The following is a 22,383-nucleotide window of genomic DNA, read 5'->3' as shown; positions in this document are numbered from 1 at the left end:
CCTTCTGTCCGCCCGGCTGCATCGGGTTGCGGCCGGATCACCCGTTCAAGCGCATTGCCCCGCCGGATGTCTCCCGCAAGCCGGGATACGTCGCCGACGGCATCGAACGGCGGGTCGCCGAACGGTGGCCTGAACTGCTCGCTCCGGCAAGGGAATTACGACCGCTCGCGGCCCGATACCATCTACTGTCATGACGAACGCATCTCCTCTCCAGGGCGTACCCGACAAGCCCGCACTCGACGGCCTCGAGGCCAAATGGGCTCCGACCTGGGACGAGCAGGGCGTATACGTATTCGACCGCACCGCACCGCGGGAGCGGGTGTATTCGATCGACACGCCCCCGCCCACCGTGAGCGGATCCCTCCACGTCGGACACGTGTTCTCGTACACGCAGACGGACGCGCTGGCGCGTTTCCACCGCATGCGCGGCAAGGCCGTCTTCTACCCGATGGGCTGGGACGACAACGGCCTGCCGACCGAGCGCCGGGTGCAGAACCACTTCGGCGTCCGGTGCGACCCGGCCCTGCCGTACGACCCCGATTTCACGCCGCCCGCCTCGCCCGGCAAGCAGCAGGTCCCGGTGTCCCGCCGCAACTTCATCGAGCTGTGCGAGCGGCTCACGGTGGAGGACGAGAAGGTCTTCGAGCGCCTGTGGCGCCGGCTGGGGCTCTCCGTCGACTGGAACCACACGTACCAGACCATCGACAGCCGTGCCCGCGCCATCTCCCAGCGCGCCTTCCTGGCCAACCTCGCGCGCGGCGAGGCGTACCAGGCCGAGGCCCCCACCCTGTGGGACGTGACCTTCCAGACCGCGGTCGCCCAGGCCGAGCTGGAGGACCGCGAGCGTCCCGGCGCCTACCACCACCTGCTGTTCACGGCGGAGGGCGGAACGGCACTGGAGATCGCCACCACGCGCCCCGAGCTGCTGCCCGCCTGTGTCGCCGTCGTGGCGCACCCGGACGACGAGCGCTACCGGGAGCTCTTCGGCACCACCGTGCGGACCCCGGTGTTCGGTGTCGAGGTGCCGGTGGTGGCCCACCGCCTCGCCGACCCGGAGAAGGGCACCGGCGCCGCCATGATCTGCACCTTCGGCGACACCACCGACGTGGTGTGGTGGCGCGAGCTCGACCTGCCCACCCGCTCGGTGATCGGCCGGGACGGCCGCTTCGTCCGCGAGGCGCCCGCCGCGCTGGAGTCCGAGGCCGCGCAGGCCGCGTACGCCCGGCTCGCGGGGGCGACCCCGCACACGGCCCGCGAACGCCTGGTCGAGATGGTGCGCGCCGAGGGCAGCCTGGTCGGTGAGCCGCGGCCCTTCAACCACATGGTCAAGTTCTACGAGAAGGGCGACAAGCCCCTCGAAATCGTGACCAGCCGCCAATGGTACCTGCGCAACGGCGGGCGCGACGCGGCCCTCCGGCAGCAGCTGCTGGACCGGGGCACCGAGCTGAGCTGGCACCCCGAGCACATGCGCAACCGGTACCAGGCCTGGGTGGAGGGGCTCGCCGGGGACTGGCTGATCAGCCGCCAGCGGTACTTCGGCGTGCCCGTGCCCGTGTGGTACCGGCTCGACGCGGAAGGCAACCCCACCGACGAGCTGATCGTCCCGCCGGTGGAGTCCCTGCCGGTGGACCCCAGCAGCGACGCCCCGCCCGGGTACACCGCGGACCGGCGGGACGTCCCCGGCGGCTTCACCGGCGACCCGGACGTGATGGACACCTGGGCGACGTCCTCCCTCACCCCGCAGATCGCCGGCGGGTGGGGCCACGACGACGACCTGTTCGAGCGGGTCTTCCCGATGGACCTGCGCCCGCAGGCCCACGAGATCATCCGCACCTGGCTGTTCTCCACGGTCGCCCGCGCCGAGCTGGAACACGACGCGCTCCCCTGGGCCCACGCCGCGATCAGCGGCTGGATCCTCGACCCGGACCGCAAGAAGATGTCCAAGTCGAAGGGGAACGTCGTCACTCCGCTGGACCTGCTGGACCAGCACGGATCGGACGCCGTGCGGTACTGGGCCGTGTCCGCCCGTCCCGGGACGGACACCGCCTTCGAGATCGGCCAGATGAAGATCGGCCGACGGCTGGCCATCAAGATCCTCAACGTGTCGAAGTTCGTCCTCGGGCTCGGCGCGGGCGACCGCCGCGCGGCGGTGACCCATCCGCTGGACCAGGCCCTGCTCGCCCGGCTCGCCGACGTGGTGGACGAGGCGACGGCCCGGTTCGAGGCGTACGACTACGCCCGGGCGCTGGAGACGATCGAGCGGGCCTTCTGGGCGTTCTGCGACGACTACGTGGAGCTGGTGAAGAGCCGCGCCTACGGCGCCGGGGGCGAGGAAGCCGCCGCGTCCGCACAGGCCGCCCTGTCGACGGCGCTGTCGGTGCTGCTGCGGCTCCTCGCGCCGTTCGTGCCGTTCGCCACCGAGGAGGCGTGGAGCTGGTGGCAGGAGGGCTCGGTGCACCGGGCGCAGTGGCCCGGCGGGACGCAGCTGCGCGAGCAGTCGCTGAAGGGGGACCCCCAGCTGCTGGACGTCGCCGCGGAGGCCATCGCGGCCATCCGCAAGTCCAAGAGCGCCGCGCAGGTCTCCATGCGGGCCGAAGTCGCCAGGCTCTCGGCGCGCGGTCCGGCGCCGCTGCTCTCCTCGCTCCGGCAGGTCGGCGGGGACGTGCGGTCCGCCGGAAACATCGGTGAGATGGATCTCGAAGTGGCCGAGACCGAGCAGCTGGCGTACAAGATCACCATGTAGCCGCGCTCGACCCCAGGACGGCGCTGTCGCCCCCCACGTGCGGGGTCCGGCAGCGCCGTCCTGCTGTGTACGGCCCCCGGGTCGCTTTCGCCGCCGCACTCGACGCGGTGGCGGGCTCCGGGGACCGGAGGGCCGCGGTGGGGCAGTGCCGCTCGCTCGTCGAGGCGGGGCCGGTCGTCCCCGCGGCGCAGGGCTCCGGCTAGAAGTCGGCGTGGACGCGGGCGTCGGCCCGGCCCACGGATTCGAGGCCGTACATGCGGCAGTAGAGGGCGCGGATGTATTCGAGGTCGCGGTCCCGGGCGCGGGATTCGGCGACCGGGTAGAGGACCGTGAGTTCCCAGGACTTCTCGCGGTTGATGTCCCCGTCCTTGTCCCTCCACTGGCCTCGGGCCTCCTGGAGGGTGAGGCCGGCGGGGAAGCGGGGAGTGATCACGTCGGAGACGAACTTCGAGAACTCCTCGTCGGTGATGGGCGGTTGGCCGCCGTGCCGGCCGGTTCCGAAATAGAGGTGGGTGGAGACGTACGGGAGGCCGCGCTCCACCGCGGCCGCCTCCTGGCGGGCGGCCGGGGCGGCGTCGGATACGGGGCTGCCGGAGACGGCGAAGAACGCGGCCGAGGCGAGCACGGCGACGGCCGCGGACATCGGGATCCGGATCTGGCGCATGGAAAGGGGTCCTATCGTTCGGTCGGGGAAGTGGGGGACGTGGGGGTGGTGCGGCGTGCGCGGGCGGGCAGGGCGGCCCGCAGGTGGACGGCTGCGTCGCGCAGGCGCGGGGGGACCCCGGCGGTGCGGCACAGGGCCGCGGCCGTCCTGCCGAGGGTTTCGGTGGTGCGGGCCGAGCCGATGCCGGCGGCCCGGGGGGCGAGGTCGGTGATCAGCTGCTCGGCCTCGGTCCAGGCGCCGGCGCCGGCCAGCGCGGACAGCAGCTGGGCCGTGAACAGGTGCCGGTACGAGGGGCCGGGGGCGGTCGCCGCCCGGTGCAGCAGCGGGACGGCCCGGTCCCAGCGGCCCAGCCGGGCCTCCACCCAGCCCCGGTGGCCGGTCAGCTCGATCTCGTCGATCCACCAGGCCCAGTGCGGGTCGTGGCGGGAGATCCCGTCGAGGAAGCGGCTGCGGGCCCGGTCGATGAGGTCCAGGGGTGTGCGGCGGGCGCCCAGCAGGGCGGTCGCGTGGGCGCGGCGGATCAGGGTGAGGCTGTGGACCCGGGCGGGCAGCGGGCGGGCGCCGGGCACCCGGGCGACGGTGTCGAGGGCGGCCCGGGCCCGGCCGGTGTGGGTCTGCAGCATGGCGTGGTTGAGGTGGACGAGGCGGGCGGTCCAGTGGTCCCCGGCGAGGTGGGCGAGGTCCAGTGCCTGCCGGTTGGCGGCGTGGGCGGGCCCGTAGCGGCCGGCGTCGAAGAGGATCCAGCCGATGACCTCGCACAGTTCGGCGAGGGCGGCCAGCCGGTCGCGGTCCCGGTGCCGGGCGGGCAGGCTGCCGGGGGCGGCGGTGAGTTCGGGGAATTTCCGTACGGCGGCCCGGGCGGCGGGGACCGCGGCCGTGGCGCCGTGCTCCCCGTCCAGGGCCACGAGCCGCTCGACCGCACGGAGGGCGGCGCGGCTCACCGGGCCACGGTCCGGGAACCGGTGCCGGTGTCGGTGTCGGTGTCCGTGCCGCTGCCGGCGCCCGTGCGCGTGCCCGTACGGCCGAGGGAGCGGAACGCGGCGGCGACCTCGGTCAGCCAGGCCACTTCGGCGCGGAAGTCCTCGTACGGGGGCCGGACCGGCATGTCGGAGGGCTCGGACGGCTCGGCGTTCGGGGCGGTCGGGCAGTCCACGGCGGCCCGCAGCTGCAGGGCCTCGCCGAGGGGGGTGGTCGGGTCCTCCGGCAGGCCCAGGGAGCGGGCGGCCCGGGAGAACTCGGCCCGGGAGAGCCCGGCCCGCAGCATCAGCTGGCCGTCGCGGATCTCGACCACGCGGCGGTAGAGGCGGTAGTGCGGGTCGCGGGGCGGCAGCAGGTCGCGCGGCCAGGAGCGGGGCGGGTCGAGGGCGATGTCGGGGGCGGCCCTGTGCAGGGCCTGCCACAGGGGCCGGAGCCGGAGGTAGGCGCGGTAGCTGCGGATCCAGCCGCGGGCCCGGGTGAGGTGGATGCCCCAGGAGGGGATGGTCCAGCCGGTGACCTGGAGCAGGGCGCCGACGCTGCCGCAGGTCCACTGGACGGGGTCGAGGGCGGCTCCGTCGAAGTGCAGCCGGGTGCCGGCGATCTGGATGCCGCGGGTCACGCAGTAGACCAGGATGAGGCTCGCGCCGACGGTGACCGTGCGCATGCCGACGACGAGCCACTGGCGGTTGGCGACCCGGGTGAAGCGCAGCGACAGCCGGACGGTCTCCCACTGGCCGATGGCGCAGATCAGCAGGTAGCCGGCCATGTAGAGGGCGTATCCGCCGTCCTGGATGCTGAGCAGGATCGTCGACGTGGCCGTCTCGGACTTGGCGACGGGGCCGACGTGGAACGAGGCCGTGACCAGGGCGGCGAGCGCCGCGGCGTAGAACAGCACGCGGCGGCGGCTCCTGCGGCGGGCCTCGGCGGGCGGCGCCGACCAGTGGACGAGCACGACCTGCTGGGCGGCGGTGAGCACCACGACCGCGACCTGGGTGATGAGGGAGGTGATGTTCGGCAGGCCGAAGAAGGCGGAGATCTTCAGCCGGATCAGGTCCAGGTCGACGAGGAAGCTGATGCCGGAGCAGAGGAAGTAGACGCACAGCGCCCACAGGGCGGTGTCGCGGGGCCGGCGGCGCAGGTCGGGCAGCCGGTAGGCGAACGCGGCGAGGCCGACGAAGGTGCAGATCCACGCCAGGGCCGTGTAGAGCGCCGTCACGGCTGGTCCGTGCGGCCGAGGCCGAGTTCGATCCGGGCCACGACGTCGGCGGCTTCGGCCGGAGCGCTCCAGGCGGGCTCCACCCAGCGCTGGCCGGCGCGGGACAGCAGCAGGGACGCCAGGGTCTCCGCCTCCTGTTCCTCGTCGTCGCTGTAGCGGGAGCGCTTCAGCAGGCCGCGTACCTCCGCCGGGTCGACGTCGGACAGCAGGCGGCTCGAATCGTCCTGGCTCAGTTGCACGGGGCCTTGGTGGTCGAAGGCGATGTGGGCGAGTTCGTGGGCGATGATGTGTTCCTTGTGCGCCGGGGAGGCCGACTTCTCGAAGGCGACGATGTCGAATTCGTCCAGCTTCAGCCAGATGCCGAACAGATGGCGGTCCGGGAATGAGGTGGGAATCAGATGGATCGGGCGTCCGCGCCGCGCGCACAAATACCGGTGGAGTTCGTCGATGCCGAATCCCTGCTCCATGCCCCACTCCGCGATCCGCGCCTCGCACGTGCGGCGGACCTGCTTGAGCCGGCGTCTGAGCAGTCTGCCCTCCGAAGTCGGTAATCCTGCGCCAGGTATCTTCATCCCCATCTCCGAGCAGACGACGCGGCCATGATGCCACAGCGACAACTCGCCACCGTCCGGGGCGAGTTTGATTCAGCCAGGGGGACTTCGGGCGGTACGGGCGGAATTCCCGCACCGCGTGCCGGATTTCGGGGGCGGGTGACAGTACGCCTGGCAAATGCCCGCGGGTTCACGAAGGCGGCGGGGGTGGCCGCGACCCGCGACGCCGGCGGCGCTCCCGGCTCTCGCGCCGACGGCCGGGCGGATGTGCGCAATTGGCCGGATCGCCGCAGCCGGATCGCTGCGCGCCGCAGCCGGATCGCCGCGGGGCCGCAGCCGGACCGCCCCGGGCCGCAGCCGGATCGCCGCAGGGCGCCGGGCTGTTGCAGGGCCGCCGGGGTCCGGTCCCCCGCAGCCGCCCGGCGTTGTACGCTGCCGTACACATCAGTTATACGGTGCCGTATGGAAACGGGGAGGGCAGCCGTGCCGGGACGTACAGAAACCACCCACGCGGGGAAGCGACTGGTCCGCTGGGCGAGCGGAATCCTGATCGGGCTGGGGGCGGGCCACCTGTCCCTGCTGGCGTTCGCCGCCTGGGAGGACATCGCCGGGTGGGCGGACCGCGGCATCTGGGCCGCCGTCCCGCTCACCCTCGCGGACGGGGGCGCCGGCCCGACGGTGGAGTCCCTGGAGAGCCGGCTCACCTTCTGGGCCGGTCCGGGGAGCTTCGCGGTGCCCCTGGTCCTCCTCGGCTGCCTGATGTGGCACCTCGCCGGGCGCGGGGTGGCGGTGCCCGCCGGGATCGGCTGGGGAATCGCCGCCTGGTGTGCGCTGGGCGGGGTCCTGCTGGTGCCGTCCCCCTACTTCGCCGGGACCGCGGCCGGTGTGCTCGTCGTCCTCGCGGCACGGCGCGGGGCGGCCCGCCCGGAGGCCGCCCCGAGGTGACCCCCGGGGGTGACCCCTGGGTGAGCGGGGGCACGCGGCGGCGCGTCGCCGGGGCACGGGGGGCGGGCTGCGCCGAGGATGAGGCCCCCGAGCGGCTGGAGGCGCCGTGGAGATCAGCGAAGGGACCGTGCCCTTCAGGGGCCGGCGCACCTGGTACCGGATCGCCGGGCCCTGGCCCGCCGAGCGGGGGCGGCCGCCTCTGCTGGTGCTGCACGGCGGGCCCGGGGTACCGCACGGCTACCTCACCGACCTGGACGGCATGACCTCCCTCGGCCGCACCGTCGTCTACTACGACCAGGCGGGCTGCGGGCGGTCGGATCCCCTCGACGACCCGGCGGAGTGGACCGCGGACACCTTCGTCGAGGAGGTCGGCGCCGTCCGCGACGGGATCGGGCTCGACCGGGTCCACCTCTTCGGCCACTCCTGGGGCGGCATGCTCGCCCTCGAATACGCGCTGCGGCGCCCGCCGGGCCTGGAGAGCCTCACCCTGGCCGGGACCAGCGCGAGCGTCCCGCTGCTCGCCTCCGAGGTGCGGCGCCTGATGGAGCGCCTGCCGGCCGGGGTGCGCGAGACCCTCGCCCGGCACGAGGCCGCCGGGACCACGGGCAGCCCGGAGTACGAGGAGGCCGCGGCCGCGTTCTTCCGGCTGTGGATGTGCCGCATCACACCGCTCCCGGAGCATGTGGCGAAGGCCTCCGACGCCGTCAACGCGGAACTGTACGGGGCCATGTTCGGCGCCGAGTGGAACGTCACGGGGACGCTCAAGGACTGGGACGTCACCGCGCGCCTCGGCGAGCTCGACCTGCCGGTGCTGGTCACGACGGGCCGGTACGACGAGATCACCCCGGCGGCCGTCCAGCCCCTGGTGGAGGGGATCCGCGGGGCCCAGTGGATGGTCTTCGAGGAGAGCGCGCACCTGTCGACGGCCGAGGAGCCCGAGCGGTACCGGGCCGGGCTGGACGCGTTCCTCTCCCGCGTGGAGAGCGACGCGGAACACCCGTAGACCACCGCGGCGCGCGACCGGACGCGGCGCGGCCCGCACCACCGCCGGGTGGTGCGGGCCGCCCCGCGCGGTGCCGGCGGGCCGGCTCAGGGGGACGGGTGGCCCGTATGCGGGGCGGGCTCCTGCGGGGAGCCCTGGGAGGGCCCCTGGGTGGAGGGGGCCTGGGAGGACCCTTGGGAGGGGCCGTGTCCGGAGCCGTGGTCGGTGCCGGATTCGAGGGTGCCGCCCAGCCGGTCGTGGAGGGGGCCGAGGGCCTCGGGGGTGGCGGCCGTGACGACCCAGCGGGGGCCGACGAGGTAGGTGCCGCCGTACACGCGTGACTCCGCCAGCCAGGCGCTGCGGCCCTCCTCGGTGGTGAAGGTGGCCATCCGGTAGGACTGCGGGCCCGTGCCGCACGCCCCCTCGCGGATCTCCTCCGCGTCGACCGTGACCTCGGGGGTGCACCCGAGCACGGCGGCGATCTCGTCGAAGGAGCCGGGGCGGGCGGCCGGGCCCGCGGCCGGCGCCGCCGCCGACGCGGAGGAGGAGGCGTCCGAGTCCTGCGGGGTGGCCGTGCCCCCGCCGGCGCAGCCGCCGCACAGGATCAGCACCGGCAGGACGGCGCAGGCGGCGAGGTGGCGGGGGATCGGGGGCACGGCTGCCTCACAGGGTTCCGGTGGGGGGAGGGACGGGGGGTCGGCGGCGGGCCGTCAGGCGGCCTTCTTGCCGGTCTCGGTGACCGCGAACCACAGGTTCTGCTTCTTGTGGCCGTTCGTCTGGCCGGGCTCGGTGTCCCCGGTGAAGGTGTAGACGGGCCAGCAGTCGATCGTCAGCTGCTCGCTTCCGTCCGGCCGCTTCACCGTGCCGATGAGCTCCGGCCGTATGCCCGTGGTCTTCGCCTTGTCCACGGGGGCGGCCGGCTTCCAGGTGTCCGTGCAGGAGCCGACGCACCCGATCTTCATGGGCCACGCGCTGTCCTTGTCGAAGCGGTAGAGGGTGCGCCACTGCCCGTCCACGAGAATCTTGCCGAGCTTTTCGTTTGCCGCCACGGAGAGCTCCGCTCCTGTCTTTGCCGACTGGTCGCCGGCCCCGGAACCGGAACCGGACCCGTATCCGGACCCCGCTCCCGAGCCCGCCTCCATTCCGGAATCGCCTCCTGCCTTCTGTTTCTTGTCGACCGCCTTCTTGCCGTCCGGCGCCAGTGCGTGCCATGTGCCGCCGACGCCTTCGCCGTTCGCCTCACCTGCCTTCGTGTCCTTGGCGTACCGGTAGACCGGCCAGCCCGCGAGGGTGAGCTGCTTGGTGCCGTCGGTGCGGGTGACCGCGCCGAGGAGGCTCGCCTCGATGCCGGCCGAGGCCGACGCGTCGTCCGCGGGGACCGCCGGCCAGACGGTGGCGCAGTCCCCGTCACAGTTGGACTTGGGGGGCTGCGGGGTGTCCTTGTCGAAGCGGTAGAGGGTGACTCCGGCGCTGTCGGTGACCACGCTGCCGACGTTCGCGATCTCCCGTACGGCGAGCTGGCCCGCCGGCCCGCCGCCCTTGCCGGGGGCGGCTTCCGCCCCGGCGCCCGAGCCGGTCAGCTGACCGGGGTTCGCCCCGTACCCGCCCGTCCCGTTTCCCGAGCCGTTGGTGTCCGCGAGGGCCTTTCCGGCGCCCGCGGGCTGCACGGAATTCGCGCTGCCGCCGGCGTTGTATCCGCCGCTGCAGCCGGCCGCCAGCAAAATAACTGCGGCCACTGATCCGGCAGTCGTCACGCGGCGCATCTTGTTCACGGTCACTCCTTCGGGTTGGTCCCGGGGGCGTTGCCTTGCTGAGTAATTCATAAACCCTGCGGAGGCCTCGGAATTGAAATTCTCGGGAATTTATCAGATCCCGCTAACAGCTGAACTCCGGTCAGCGGCAAGTCGGTTGGGACGGCTCATTCCTGGATGCGCAGCGCGAGCGCGGGGCAGCGGCGCACCGCGCGCGCGGCCTTCGGCCGGAGCCGTCCCGGGAGCGGCATGACGGCCTTATCCGGGTAGCCGTCGATGTCGAGGCGCACGACCTCCGGCAGGAGGTCCACGCACAGGCCGTGGCCCCTGCACAGGGTCCAGTCCACGACGAGCTGTTCGGTGCTCTCGTCGTCGTCGGGCAGCGCCAGGCACCCGACGACACGGCGTCCGCAGCCGCTGCCGAGGGCGTGGTCGCGCAGTTCGTCGGGGAAGGTGGCGAGCGCGGAGGCGACGAAGTTCGCGGTGCCGTCCGGATGGCTGCAGGCGCCGCGTTTGCGCACCGCCTGCATGCGCAGCTCGATCGCGTCCAGGGCGGCGCGGCCTCCCCCGGTGGCCACGTCCTCCAGGGCGGAGGCGAGCGAGGGCAGCCCTCGGAAGCACGGCCCGCACTGGCCCGCGGTTTCGTCGGCCATCCAGCGGGCCACCCGGGCGATCTCCCCCGCCGGGCAGGTGTCCTCCGGCAGCGGCAGCACCGCCCCGGCCCCGAGCACGGCCTTGACCGTGGCCAGGGACTGCCGGGACAGCAGCACGTTGCGGGCCGCCTGGGGGGACAGCCACCGGCCGTGGTAGCCGCCGATCAGGACGCCCTGGCCCGGTGAGGTGCCGCACAGCTCCAGGACGTACGCCAGCGAGGTCCCGAGCGGCACTTCGAGGACGGTCGAGCCGGCGACCGTGAGCAGGGTCGTGCCCGGCTCGGTCGGGAGGCCGGCGGTGCGGTAGCCGGCGGCGCCCATCCGGGCGGCGATGGCGAGCTGGGCGTAGGTCTCGGTGTTGGACAGCAGGGTCGGCACGCCGCCGAGGCCCCGGTCGCTGGTCCGTACCTTCTGCCCGGACGGGACCGTGGGCCCGCCCTCGATGCCGTTGATCATGGAGGTGCCCTCGCCGGTGACGAAGCGCTCCGGCAGCATGGCGACCCGCACCAGGCCGCCGGCCCCCCGTTCGGCGATGGCGGTGCGCAGGGACCGCTCGACGTCCTCCCGGGTCACGCCGAAGACGACGTCCTCGGCGTTGATCGCCGAGGCGGCGAGCAGGGCTCCGTCGATCACCAGGTGCGGGGAGTTGAGCAGGATGGCCTTGTCCTTGAGGCAGCTCGGCTCGCCCTCGCTGCCGTTGATGACGAGGGCGGTGCGCCCGTCGCGCGAGCGGGCCGTGCGCATGACGGCGCGCAGCTTGCGGGCGAACGGGAATCCCGCTCCCCCGCGGCCGCGCAGGTCGATGTCCTCGGCGAGCTCCACGAGTTCCTCCGGCCCGTACGAGGGCACGGGCCCGTGTACGGCGAGGTGGTCTTCCCGGTCCAGGCGCGGCAGGGCGTCGAGCCCTGCCAGCACCCGGGGCTGGCCCACGCAGCCGAGGGCCGGGGTCTTCGTCACGACCGCCTCCGCGCGCCACCCGCGGACCGGCCGCCGGGCCGGTCGGTGGAGACGTCGAGCCGGCTGGTGACGAACGCCGCGCCCGCGCCGTACGGCGGGTTCGCGGGTACGGGCGACAGGGGCGGCCGCTGCGAGGGCATGGCCCGCGCCGTGGCGGCGGTGAGCAGCGGGTCCTGGACCGGCTCGGCGTAGGAGCCGGGGTACACCTGCGTGGGCGGGTCGCCGAGCGGGCCGGGCCGGGGGCCGACGGCGCCGTCGTCCGTCTGCCGGGCGAGCCGTGCGGTCAGGCGCTCGGCGGCCCACTCCGCGGGCCGCCGCAGGAACCGGTCGTTCGACCGCGTCTGGTCCGGGCCGGCGGCCCGGGCCGCGGACTGCGGCTGTGCGGCGAGCGGCTTGTCGCGCTCCGCGCGCAGCCTCCTGCGGAGCCGGACGAGGAGCACGCCGGCGACGCCGACGATGCACAGCGCGTACGCGGCGGTGACCCAGCCGGCCGCGAGGCGGCCGGACTGGAGGCCGTGCACCAGCGACGCGCCCCAGGCCGGATAGGCGCCGACGTGCAGGGCCCGCCACCACAGCGAGCGCCCTTTGGTGGCGAACGCGCTGCGGACCGCGCCGGATACGGCGACGCTGATGAAGAGGTATCCGGCCAGGCTGCCGAGTCCGATCAGGACCGGCTGGTCCTGGTCGGTGAAGGGGATGAGGGCGTTGACGACGCCGGTCCGCGACTCGGCGATCTTGATCCAGATGTGCAGGGCGAGGAAGCCGAGGCCCGAGACGGCGAGCCCGCGGTGCACCCCTTGGGCGACGATCCGCAGGCCGGAGGTGAACAGGAGGCGGTCTGTGGCGGCGAGGCCCCACAGGACGGCGGAGGTGAGGGAGACGAGCGAGAGGACGCCCGCTCCGAAGTCGAGGAAGTCCCACAGGTTGGTGAGCGCGCCCGCCCGGGCGGCCACGCCCAGGAGGAGCAGGGCGGCGAGGGCGACGGCGGCCAGGGCGGCGGGGTGCAGACCTCCGGCTGCGGACAGCATGACGGGCCGGCGCAGGGCGCGCCGGCCGACGGCCGCGGCGGCGTCGGCACGGCGTCTGGTGCTGCGAGCCCGGTGTGAGCGGGGCGCGCGGGTCTGGGACAGGGGCATCGGGTTCTCCCATACACCTGGGCCCGAGGCACTCCACATTGCACTCGGCGCCCGGGGTGGTCGACGGAACTGCTCCGCGGCGGGCCGGAGATGAGGACCGCGCCGGCCGGGAGCGGGGGCCGGAGTGCAGAAGCATCGTGGACCTTTGCAACGCCTCCACAGGTTTTATCGAATCGTGACAAGTTCTTGTGCCTGTGGCATCGTCCTGCCGATCAGCCCCGGAAGATTCCGTTCCAGCGGTGTGGTGGCAACCGGGATTGACCCCCAGTCCGCCACCACACCTCCCCGTAGGCAAAATCGAGGCAAAGCCGCGGGACCGCAAGTGGTCGACCCTCTCCTGGAGGGTGTACGAGGAGCTCGACTCCCTTGTCGGCACAGGCGCCGACGAGGGAGGGAGCAGCTCGACGGGCCTGCTCACACCCCCATGGGGCAGGCCGTACCCCGGCATGAACGAGGTAACAATGTGCGAACTGCTGAACCGTATCTGGGCCCGCCCCCGCGGCGAATGGACCCGGGTCCTGCGCAGGGAACTGCCCGCGCTGGCTTCCGGGATGGTGGAGGAGCTGAGGGACGGGATCCCCGGCTTCGCGGCACTGGTCGATGACCTCGACGACGAGGTGGTCAGAGCGCAGTTCGAGGCGGCTCTGCTCACCGCCCTCGGATACCGCGAGCCGGTGACACAGGACCAGGGCCCGCGGGCGGAGCACGGCGCCGCCCCCGACCACCGGGCCGGAGCGGCCCGGGGCGCGGGTGCGTACGACGCGGCGGCCGGACATCCGGACATGGACGCGGACGGCCCCGTCGCGGAAGAGGACTACGAGGACCCGGACGAGGACCGGTACCCTGCCCCGGGCCGGGAGTTGGATCCGGACGAGGGCGTGCTGGGCGAGATCCGCGGCCGGATTCCGCAGCAGGGCCGCAGGAGGATCGCGGCCCCGCTGACGGTGGTGTCGTCCGGCGGCACCGGCGGCCCCTCCTCCGAACGGGCGCGGCGGGAGCTGTTTTCCGCCCTCACATCTGACATGCCCATGGCCGAAATTGCCCTGTCGGAGCTGGCCCGCATGGCCGGCTGGCCGCTGCCCCCGGAGATCCGGGCCATCGCCCTGGCCACGCCGGGCGAGACCCAGCAGCTCGCGGGCGCCCTGGACGACGCCCTCGCCGGCATGGTCGGGGGCCAGCCGTGCCTGCTGGTCCCCAGCCCGGAGGATCCGGACGCCCGCACCGCTCTGGAGGCCCTGCTGCGCGGCCGGTTCGCCGCCGTGGGCCACCCGGTCGCCCCCCGCGACACCGCCCATTCCCTGCGCTGGGCGCTGCGGCTGCTGGCGCTCACCCCGATCCGCCCCGGCATGGACGGGCGGCCCCTCTTCGTCGACGACCACCTCTCCACCCTGCTGCTCCTGCAGGACGAGCCGCTGGCGCACGCACTGGCCGCGCGCTGGCTGCGGCCGCTGGCGGATCTGACACCCCGCCAGAGCGAGCGGCTCGAAGTGACCCTGCTCGCCTGGCTGGAGGGCGGCGGAGCACCCGAGGCCGCGAAGGCGCTGAGCGTGCACCCGCAGACGGTGCGCTACCGCATGCGCCAGCTGGAGAAGCTCTTCGGCCCCGGACTGCGCGACCCCCGCACCCGCTTCGAACTGGAGATGGCCCTGCGCAGCCGCCGCCTGATGGCCCAGGTACGGCGCCAGTACTCGCGGGTGGGACGCAAGGCCCGCGCCGCCACGACCGACTTCCGCCCCCTGGGCGTGGGCCGCATGGCCCGCGTCAACGGCCTGTAGCGGCCGCCGCCGCGCACGGGGCGGAGCCTCCTCCACCGCGTCCCGCGCCGGCCCGGTCCGGCAACACACCCCCTTCGGCCCCGGTCCCCCACCGCCCACACGGCGCGGGGGCCCGGGGCCGCGGTGCGTTCAGCGGCCGGCGGGCACCGGCGGGACCGCGGAGCACAACGCGGCATTGAGGTCGAGGAGTTCGGCGTACGCGCGTGAGCAGTACCGGCATCCGGCGAGGTGGCGGGCCAGGACCCGGCCGCGGGGCGTCCCGCGGCGCCGGACGGCCGCACCGACCACACTGCCGAAGCGGCGGCAGCGGTCGTCGGCGGCGGAGTCGAAGTGGGCCCGCAGGTACGCCTCGCGCAGCCCTTCGCGGGCCCGGAAGGCCAGCGAGGTCACGGCGCTCGGGGTGATGCCCAGCAGCAGGGGGACGGGGTGCGGGCACTCGTCCTCGACGAGGGTGTGCCACAGCACGGCCTTCCACCGCTCGGGCAGCGTGTGGAAGGAGCGGGCGACGAGCCTGCGGTCCTCGTGCTCCAGCAGCCGGCGCTGCGGGTCGTCCCCGCCCGGCCCGGGCGGACACCACGGCTCGACGTCGGGCGTCAGGACGGTCCGCCCGGCTCCCGCCCGCCATTCGATGGCCGTGTGGCGGACCACCGTCAGCAGGTACGGGCGCCAGTGTTCGCGCGGGCCGGCACCGGAGCGGACGGCCTGGAGGGTCCGGAGGAAGGCCTCGGAGGCGAGGTCCTCGGCGTCCTGCGGGGCGCGGCAGCAGCGGCGCGCGCAGGCGAAGGCGGCCGCGCCGTGCCGCCGGTGGAGGAGCTCGCAGACCTCGGGGGCGCCCGTACCGGAGGCGTACGCCTGCCGGAGCCGCCGGATGAGGTCCCCGTCGGAGGGCTCTAACCGCGGCGGCGATCCGGATCCGGCTGCGGATTGACGGCCGGACACGGAAACGGGCCCCTCCGCGCGGTGCGGACGGGCCGTGGGACGGCGGGAGCCGGACATGGCGGGCACTCCTGGGTGGTGTTCCGGGCCCCTCGGGCCCCTGCGGGCGGCGGCACAAGCAGATATGCGGTGCCGGCCCGAAGTCGTCTTCGGGCCGGCACCGCTCTCGGGGCGACGCCGTGGAGGTGGGAGGTGGTGAGCGCCGCCGCCGAGGGACCGGGGATCAGCGGCAGACACGCCCGTCGTTGATGCAGCGCACCGCACGCCCCATCAGGCCGTCCGACATCACGTTGATGAAGTCGCCGTGGTCGGTCGCCGGCTTGTGCAGCTGCTCGGGGAAGCTGTCCACCGCGAACCGCGAACCGGGCGGCACGCTGTACACGATGCGCTGCACCAGCTGCGGGATGGCCTTGAAGCCCTGCTTGCAGGAGCCGTCCTTCTTGGCGAAGTCCACGTGGGTGCGGTGGTTGGCGCTGTCGATGTTCTTGCCGTCCCAGCAGCTCTGGAACTTGAACGTCCGGACCACGTCACTGCCCTGGGGGCACACCGGGTACTTGTCCTTCAGCTGGCGGTTCTCGAAGCCGGTGCAGCTCCAGGATGCGTTGGCGTTGCCGTTGCCGTTGGTGAGGGCCTTGGCGTCGCCCGTGATGATCCGCATGAAGCGGGGCATGGCCTCGACCTTGGAGTTGGGGCTGCCCTTGAACTCGATCGTGACCTGCTTGGGCTTGAGGATGGTGCCGACGTTCAGGTCCTGCCCGCCGCCGGGCGCCTTGGCGTCCTTCTCGGCCCGGCCGTCGCGCAGGCGCAGCACCGGCCAGTAGTAGCTGGACTGGTCGCCGTTGGTGCAGGTGGTTCCGGAGGCGGCGAGGCTGTTGTTGGTGGAGAAGGCGTCGGTGGTCAGGTTGCCGACGTAGTCGTGCATGTGGTGGGCGCCGTTGCTGACGCCCGGCGCGACGATGACGTTGTCGGGGTTGAAGTGGCCGTTCTCGTTGCGGCCGCAGTTGACCGAGAAGGTCCCCTTGGAGGCGCCCGAACGGTTCGCCGGGGTGTTGACGTTCGGCCGGATCGAGCCGATGGCGACGAAGTCGCTGCGGGCCGGGCCGCCCTTGGCCTGCTGGGCGCCCCCGTTCTGCGCGGCGGCGCCCTGTGCGGCGGCGGCCGGGTCGTCCTTCGGGTCGGCGGCCGCGGTCTTCGTCATCTTGCAGCCGCTGAGGCCCTCCAGCCCCTGCTGGCGGGCGCCCGCCTTGCCGAGCTCGTTGCTGATGGCGGAGATGGTGCCGGTGCGCTGCTGCTTCAGCCCGGCGAGCAGGGCGTCGCCCTTGGCGCGGCCCGAGGCGAGTTGCGCGTACGCGTTGGCGACCTGGGTGTCGAGCTGCGCGAGGTTCTTGTCGACCTCGCCCCTGGCCTGCTCGGGCACGTTGTTCAGCTTGTCGCCCACGTCGGGACAGTCGATCGTGGCGGTCACCGGTGCGCGGCCGTCCTGTCCGGCGAAGGCGCCCTGCGATGCGAACACGACCCCGCCGCCGCCCAGGACCAGGGCGGACATCACGACGAGGACCTTGTGCGACGTCCGCAGACGGCGTTTGTGGCCCTTTTGACTCATGCGATCACTTCACTTCGTCGGTCGGGAAAGGGTGGAGGAGGCAGGAAGGGGCACGGGGGCGACACCGGAGCCGGAGCCCGAACCGGAGCCCGAACCGGAGCCCGGAGCCGTGCCGGACCCCGCGGGCGGGGTGTCCGCGAGCCCGTCGAAGTCGACGAGGCCGGTGGCCTCCAGCACGGTGATGTGGTCCAGGACGGTGGTGTTGGCGTCGTTGGCCAGCTGCCTCACCATCGAGTTGCGGGTCTGTGCGCGCACTTGGGCCACCACCGCGAACACCTTGCCGTGCGCCCGGCGCAGCAGCTGCGCGAACAGCTGCTCGTACTGGGGGCCCTGGGCCGCGGCGAGCTGGGCCAGCCACTCCTGCTGCTGGGCGTTGGGCTGGTTGGGCAGCTCCATGCCGAGGGCCTGGCCCACTTCCAGGGAGCGGCGGTCCAGTTCGGTGTGGCCCTCGATGAGGTGCTCGCCGGCGGTGCGGACCGTGGGGCGTTTGCCGCGCTGGACGGCGTCCCGTCCTGCGGGCAGTTCCCACAGCCCGGCGAGCCGCACCTTCCGGACGAAGTCCCGGTCCTGGGGGGTGAGCGGCCCGAAGGCCGTGCTCAGGGTGCCGAGGCCGTCGTCGTCGCCCCCGGCGGACGTGCTTGCCGAAGCGGACTTGCCGCCGAAGCTCTGCACGGGGATGAGCAACGCGATCAGCGTGAAGGCGAGGGCGCCGATGACGGCGGTCGTGCCCAGCACGTGTTTCTTGGCGACCGACAGGCTGCCGACGGCCGACCGGCGGATTGAGAGCACTGTGCCTCCTTGCTGCGAGGGACCGGGAGGGGCGGCAGGGGCGGTAGGCCGCGGCAGTCATGCCGTCGTGCACCCGCGCTCCCCGGGTGGCAAGGGACGCTAGTGCCAGTTGTGGTGTCCGTTTGGAAGGACCATCACGAATGGACAAACATCCGAACAACACCCCGGAGGGCTGGTACGGTGCCCCGGCGCCACCTTCTTCGTGCGCCGTCCTGCGCGCCCCCGCGCGCCGTATCGCACGCCGTGTCACGCGCGCGTCCGCGCCGTCCTGTCGCCGTCCTGTCGCCGTCCTGCCTGCCGCGCCTAGAGCGGCCGGGCCCGTGCGATGAGGAGGGCGACGTCGTCGCGGTCGTCCGGTCGGCGGAGCCTGCCCAGCAGCAGGTCGCAGGTCTCCTCCAGGGGGCGCTCCGGGTCGTCGAGGAGCACCGTGAGGGCCTGCAGCCGGGTGTCGATGTCCTGGTCGCGGGTCTCGACGAGCCCGTCGGTGTACAGGACCAGTTCGTCGCCCACGGCCAGGTCGAGGGCGGTCGCCTCGAAGGGCACGCCGCCGACCCCGAGGGGCGCCCCCGTCGGCAGGTCGAGGAGCTCGGGCGGGCGGCCCGGGCCGGTCCGTACGGGCGGCAGGTGGCCGGCGGTGGCGATGCGGCAGGTGCCGCGGTGCGGGTCGTAGACGGCGATGACGCAGGTGGCCATGGTGTGGCCGACGCCGGTGGCGGTGTGGTCCAGGCGGGTCAGGACGGCGGCGGGGTCGAGGTCGAGCTCGGCCAGCGTACGGGCGGCGGTCCGCAACTGCCCCATCGCCGCGGCCGCGTTGATGCCGCTGCCCATGACGTCGCCGACGACGAGGGCGGTCTTGTCGTCGGGCAGCGGGACGACGTCGAACCAGTCCCCGCCGACCTCGGCGGAGCTCCCGGCGGGCTGGTAGCGGTAGGCGATCTCCAGGCCCGGCGAGGGCGTCGGGTGGTGCGGCAGCAGGTGGCGCTGGAGCGTCAGGGCGGTGTGGCGCTGCTTCTGGTACCAGCGGGCGTTGTCGATGCAGACGGCCGCGCGGGCGGCCAGTTCCCCGGCGAGCAGGACGTCGTCCTCGTCGAACGGCAGCGGGTTGGAGGTGCGCTGGAGGCCGAGGGCGCCGATGACCTCGCCGCGGGCGATGAGCGGCACGGCGAGGTAGGAGTGCAGTCCGGCCTCGGCCAACAGCTCGGCGGCCTCGGCGTCGCGGGCGACGCGGTCGAGGTCCTGTCTCTCCGCGTGCGCCAGCAGGACCGGGCGGCCGGTCCGTACGCACTGGGTGACCACCCGGGTGGCGTCGTAGCGCGCGAGCGAGCCCACCGGGTCCGCGGCCCGGGTGGCGGGGGTGGGCCGGTCCGCCTTGACGGCCAGGGCCCGGAACCGGACGGTCCCGCCCTCCGCGATGCCGGGCGGGTGGTCGCCGGTGAGGACCTCGTCGATGACGTCGACGGTGGCCAGGTCGGCGAGCTGCGGCACGGCGATGTCGCCCAGCTCGCGGGCGGTGACGCCGAGGTCGAGGGTGGTGCCGATGCGCACGGAGGCGTCGGCGATCAGGGCGAGCCGCTGCCGGGCCTGGGCCACGGCCTTGGAGGTCTTGTACTGCTCGGTGACGTCGACGATCGAGGCGGCGATGCCGATGGGCCGCCCGCCCGGGTCGTCGAGCCGGTAGAAGGAGATCGACCAGGCGTGGTCCTGGTCGGGGTCGGCGGGGGTGCGGCCGGTGGTGAACTGGTCCAGCAGGGGTACGCCGCTGCGCAGCACCTCGGCCATGGCCGCGTCGATGACGGCGGAGTCGATGTGGGGCAGGGCCTCGTGGATCCGCAGGCCCAGGTGCTGTGCGGCCGGCAGGCCGTTGATCCGTTCGAGCGCCGGGTTGACCAGGACGTAGCGCAGGTCCGTGTCCAGGACGGCCAGGCCGATCGGGGACTGGGCGACGAGCCGCAGCGACAGGGCGAGGTCGCGCTCCAGGCGGCGCAGGGTGGCCTGGTCGGAGGCGATCCCGAGGGCGTAGTGCCGGCCGCGCTGGTCCTCCAGGCGCATGTTGCGGAACTCGGCCAGGCGGGTGCTGCCGTCCTTGTGCAGGATGGGGAACACCCCGGCCCACGGCTTCCCGGTGCCCATGACCTTCTGGAAGAGGGCCAGGACCAGGCCCAGGTGTTCCTGGTCGACGAGCAGCCGGGCCGCGGGCCGGCCCAGGGCCTCCTGCGCGGTGTAGCCGAACAGGTCCTCGGCCTGTGGGCTCCACAGGGTGATCCGCCCCTCCTCGTCGAGGACGACCGCGGCGACGCCGAGCACGTCCAGCAGGCCGCGCCCGCTGGAGGGGCCGACGGGTTCGGCGGCGGCACCGGAGGCGGAACGGGGTCCGGGGCCCTCCTCCGCCCGGGGTCCGGGGCCGGCCGGAAGGTCGTCCGACGTGTTCATGCCGACCGCTCCTTCCCGTCCGCCGCCGAGGGAGCGGTGCGCCGGGCCCGCTCGTGGTGCTCCGGGCTCCGACTCCCGGGTGCCTCCATCCTCCCCCCGACGTCCCGGCCCGGCAGCCGCAAACGGCCGCGGGTTCGGCCGTACGAGGCCCCGGCGCGGCCGGGAGCGGGAGCGCGGTCGGGAGCCGGGCGCGGGTGGGAGCCGAGCGCGGACGGGAGCGCGGTCGGGGCGGGGGCGCGCAAGGCCGGACGGGTGACCGGGGCGGCCGGGACGGCGTACCGGCCGGGTGGCCGGGGGCTGCGGCGGAACTGCGGGAGCGCCGCGCAGGCGCGCACCGACCGCACAGCGGCACGGCGCCGGCCGTCCCGTCCCCGCCCCTCCGTCCCCGCTGTCCTCCCCAAGTCGTACGCCCGCCGGCCCACCCCTGGGAGGCCGGTCGGACCCGCCCCGCCCCTGCCCTGATGCGCCGCGGCACGCACGGTTGGCGGCCGGCCGTCGGATCACGCGGCCAACACTGGTGGCGTGTCGGCCACTTGTCCGGATATCCAGTCATTCGCGAGGAGCATACGAGCCGGACCTTCGGACGGATTCCGCCCGGCCGCGGCGTGCAACAGGGTGATGGGGCCACCGACTTCACGGGAAGGGAACCGCTCTTCGTGAACATCACACGCCTCGGGCCGGCGCTCGCCGCCGCAGGTCTCCTCGCCACCTCCATCCCCCTGCTGTCCGCCACACAGGCCTCGGCCGCCCCGGCGGCGGAGTTCACCCCGCAGAAGCCGGCGTGGGCGCGGTGCAGCGCCGACCAGCCGGCCTCGTACGAGTGCGCCACCCTCAAGGTGCCGCTCGACCACCGGCGGCCCCAGGGGCGCACCATCGACATCGCCCTGTCCCGGATCAAGAGCGAGAACCCCGCCAAGCGGCACGGCGCGCTGCTCTTCAACCCGGGCGGCCCGGGCGGCACCGGGCTCGACATGCCGCTGATGGCCCAGGAGTTGATGCCGAAGGAGGTCCGCGACCAGTACGACCTGATCGGCTTCGACCCGCGCGGCACCGGCGCCAGCAGCCCGATCACCTGCGGACTGACCGATGCGGAGCAGGACATCAACCGGCCGTACCGGGAGGAGACCTTCCCCTCGGACGTGGAGTGGGCGCGCAAGGTCGCCGACAAGTGCCGTGAGAAGTCCGGGTCCGTGCTGCCGTTCATCACCACCCGCAACACCGCCCGCGACATGGACGCGATCCGCGCGGCCCTCGGCGAGAAGAAGATCAGCTACGTGGGCTACTCGTACGGGACCTACCTCGGCGCGGTCTACACGCAGATGTTCCCGAACCGCACCGACCGCTTCGTCCTCGACAGCGGCGTCGACCCGCAGCGGGCCTGGCGCGGCATGATCCAGGTGTGGGCGACCGAGGCGGAGCCCGCCTTCAGGCGGTGGGCGCAGTGGACGGCCGAGCGCTCCGCCGAGTACGGGCTCGGCGCCACCCCTGACGCGGTGTCCAAGACCTTCTGGGACCTGGTGGCCCGGGCCGACCGGGAGCCGATCGAGATCGAGGGGCAGAAGTTCTCGGGTGACGACATCCGCGCCGGACGGGCCATGTTCTTCTACCCGGCGCAGGCGGCACCGGCCGTCAAGGCCCTGAAGGACGCGGCCGAGGGCAGGCCCGCCGCGCTCCCCGCGGAGCAGCGCAGGCTGCTGAAGCCGGCGGCGGAGCCCTCCTCCGACACGAGCACGGCCGTGTTCTGGTCCGTGGTGTGCGGGGACGTCGAGTGGCCGCGCTACCCCGAGCAGTACGCCGAGGAGGCCGCGGCGGACAAGGCGAAGTACCCGCTGTACGGGGACTTCGCGTCCAACGTCAAGCCGTGCGCGTACTGGCAGCGGCCCGTCGAGCCGCCGACGAAGATGAACACCAGGGCGAACGTGCTCACCGTGCAGAACGAATGGGACTCCCAGACCCCGCTCACCAGCGGCGAGGGCCTGCACCGGGCTCTGAAGGGCTCGCGGATGCTCCTGGTCCGGGGCGGTGAGGGCCACGGCGTGTACCTCACCGATCCCAAGTCCTGTGCGGACGCCGCCGTCAACGCCTACCTCGGCACCGGCAGGCTGCCGGCCGGGGACGTGACCTGCGAGGCCGCTCCGGCGGGCAACGAGCGCCGGGCGGACCTCGTGCCGTCGTCGCCGCAGCGCTTCCCGGGCGCCGCACCCCACCGGTTCTGATCCGGGACGGCCGGCCCGCCGCCGCCCGGGTTGCCGCAGGGCAGCCCGGGCGGCGGTC

17 protein-coding genes are annotated in these 22,383 nt (G+C 73.8%); 5 read left to right on the top strand and 12 right to left on the bottom strand.

Annotated features, from left to right (window positions below):
- The first annotated feature begins 190 nt into the window (after positions 1-190).
- Complete coding sequence (gene valS, locus ACIQUT_RS03755; RefSeq protein WP_403558805.1) at positions 191-2,743, top strand: valine--tRNA ligase; 2,553 nt, start codon at positions 191-193, stop codon at positions 2,741-2,743.
- Positions 2,744-2,942: 199 nt separating this feature from the next.
- Here the strand turns inward: valS and ACIQUT_RS03750 are convergent, their stop codons facing one another.
- Genes ACIQUT_RS03750 through ACIQUT_RS03735 form a run of 4 tightly spaced genes read right to left on the bottom strand, consistent with a single transcriptional unit; the run spans position 2,943 to position 6,068 of the window.
- Complete coding sequence (locus ACIQUT_RS03750; RefSeq protein ID WP_403558803.1) at positions 2,943-3,407, bottom strand: DUF3574 domain-containing protein; 465 nt, start codon at positions 3,405-3,407, stop codon at positions 2,943-2,945.
- Positions 3,408-3,418: 11 nt separating this feature from the next.
- Positions 3,419-4,348 (bottom strand): DNA-binding protein, encoded by a 930-nt coding sequence (locus ACIQUT_RS03745; protein ID WP_403558801.1) that lies wholly within the window; start codon positions 4,346-4,348, stop codon positions 3,419-3,421.
- The gene (locus ACIQUT_RS03740) at positions 4,345-5,601 is read right to left on the bottom strand and encodes an MAB_1171c family putative transporter (RefSeq protein ID WP_403558799.1); all 1,257 of its coding nucleotides are present in this window, start codon (positions 5,599-5,601) and stop codon (positions 4,345-4,347) included. The genes ACIQUT_RS03745 and ACIQUT_RS03740 overlap by 4 nt, the downstream gene beginning before the upstream one ends.
- Entirely contained in the window at positions 5,598-6,068 is a 471-nt protein-coding gene (locus ACIQUT_RS03735) for a hypothetical protein (RefSeq protein ID WP_403558797.1), read from the bottom strand. The genes ACIQUT_RS03740 and ACIQUT_RS03735 overlap by 4 nt, the downstream gene beginning before the upstream one ends.
- A gap of 567 nt (positions 6,069-6,635) precedes the next feature.
- Here ACIQUT_RS03735 and ACIQUT_RS03730 point away from each other — a divergent pair.
- Both ACIQUT_RS03730 and ACIQUT_RS03725 read left to right on the top strand, forming a co-directional pair.
- Positions 6,636-7,097 carry a hypothetical protein gene (locus tag ACIQUT_RS03730; RefSeq protein ID WP_403558795.1) on the top strand — a complete coding sequence of 154 codons (462 nt, stop codon included), beginning with the start codon at positions 6,636-6,638 and terminating at the stop codon, positions 7,095-7,097.
- A gap of 106 nt (positions 7,098-7,203) precedes the next feature.
- Positions 7,204-8,100 (top strand): proline iminopeptidase-family hydrolase, encoded by an 897-nt coding sequence (locus ACIQUT_RS03725; RefSeq protein ID WP_403558793.1) that lies wholly within the window; start codon positions 7,204-7,206, stop codon positions 8,098-8,100.
- 86 nt (positions 8,101-8,186) lie between these two features.
- On the opposite strand, the gene ACIQUT_RS03720 is transcribed toward ACIQUT_RS03725, so the two are convergent.
- The 4 genes from ACIQUT_RS03720 to ACIQUT_RS03705 form a co-directional block, all read right to left on the bottom strand.
- Positions 8,187-8,735 (bottom strand): hypothetical protein, encoded by a 549-nt coding sequence (locus tag ACIQUT_RS03720; RefSeq protein WP_403558791.1) that lies wholly within the window; start codon positions 8,733-8,735, stop codon positions 8,187-8,189.
- Positions 8,736-8,789: 54 nt separating this feature from the next.
- Entirely contained in the window at positions 8,790-9,851 is a 1,062-nt protein-coding gene (locus ACIQUT_RS03715) for an SCO0930 family lipoprotein (RefSeq protein ID WP_403558789.1), read from the bottom strand.
- Positions 9,852-9,997: 146 nt separating this feature from the next.
- Positions 9,998-11,440: an NADH-ubiquinone oxidoreductase-F iron-sulfur binding region domain-containing protein gene (locus ACIQUT_RS03710; protein ID WP_403558787.1), complete on the bottom strand. Its 1,443-nt coding sequence runs from the start codon at positions 11,438-11,440 to the stop codon at positions 9,998-10,000.
- The gene (locus ACIQUT_RS03705) at positions 11,437-12,576 is read right to left on the bottom strand and encodes a hypothetical protein (protein ID WP_403558785.1); all 1,140 of its coding nucleotides are present in this window, start codon (positions 12,574-12,576) and stop codon (positions 11,437-11,439) included. The genes ACIQUT_RS03710 and ACIQUT_RS03705 overlap by 4 nt, the downstream gene beginning before the upstream one ends.
- A gap of 446 nt (positions 12,577-13,022) precedes the next feature.
- Between ACIQUT_RS03705 and ACIQUT_RS03700 the strand changes: the two genes are divergently transcribed.
- Positions 13,023-14,351 (top strand): PucR family transcriptional regulator, encoded by a 1,329-nt coding sequence (locus ACIQUT_RS03700; RefSeq protein ID WP_403558783.1) that lies wholly within the window; start codon positions 13,023-13,025, stop codon positions 14,349-14,351.
- 129 nt (positions 14,352-14,480) lie between these two features.
- Here the strand turns inward: ACIQUT_RS03700 and ACIQUT_RS03695 are convergent, their stop codons facing one another.
- The 4 genes from ACIQUT_RS03695 to ACIQUT_RS03680 all read right to left on the bottom strand — a co-directional run bounded on the left by ACIQUT_RS03695 (position 14,481) and on the right by ACIQUT_RS03680 (position 20,109).
- Positions 14,481-15,290, bottom strand: a complete 810-nt coding sequence (locus ACIQUT_RS03695; RefSeq protein ID WP_403558781.1) for an RNA polymerase sigma factor — start codon at positions 15,288-15,290, stop codon at positions 14,481-14,483.
- Positions 15,291-15,510: 220 nt separating this feature from the next.
- Positions 15,511-16,890 (bottom strand): DUF1996 domain-containing protein, encoded by a 1,380-nt coding sequence (locus tag ACIQUT_RS03690; RefSeq protein ID WP_403558779.1) that lies wholly within the window; start codon positions 16,888-16,890, stop codon positions 15,511-15,513.
- Between the two features lie 9 nt (positions 16,891-16,899).
- Positions 16,900-17,679, bottom strand: a complete 780-nt coding sequence (locus ACIQUT_RS03685; RefSeq protein WP_403558777.1) for a DUF4142 domain-containing protein — start codon at positions 17,677-17,679, stop codon at positions 16,900-16,902.
- A 303-nt stretch (positions 17,680-17,982) separates the two neighbouring features.
- Positions 17,983-20,109 carry a SpoIIE family protein phosphatase gene (locus ACIQUT_RS03680; protein ID WP_403558775.1) on the bottom strand — a complete coding sequence of 709 codons (2,127 nt, stop codon included), beginning with the start codon at positions 20,107-20,109 and terminating at the stop codon, positions 17,983-17,985.
- Positions 20,110-20,765: 656 nt separating this feature from the next.
- On the opposite strand from ACIQUT_RS03680, the gene ACIQUT_RS03675 reads away from it, so the two are divergent.
- Positions 20,766-22,325, top strand: coding sequence for an alpha/beta hydrolase (locus tag ACIQUT_RS03675; RefSeq protein WP_403558773.1), 1,560 nt, complete (start codon positions 20,766-20,768; stop codon positions 22,323-22,325).
- Positions 22,326-22,383: the final 58 nt, after the last annotated feature.

The sequence above is a fragment of the Streptomyces sp. NPDC090445 genome (assembly GCF_044769385.1).
In the GTDB taxonomy this organism is placed as follows: domain Bacteria; phylum Actinomycetota; class Actinomycetes; order Streptomycetales; family Streptomycetaceae; genus Streptomyces.
The sequence above is the reverse complement of the archived record's forward strand: the minus strand, read 5'-3'. Positions and strand labels throughout refer to the sequence as shown.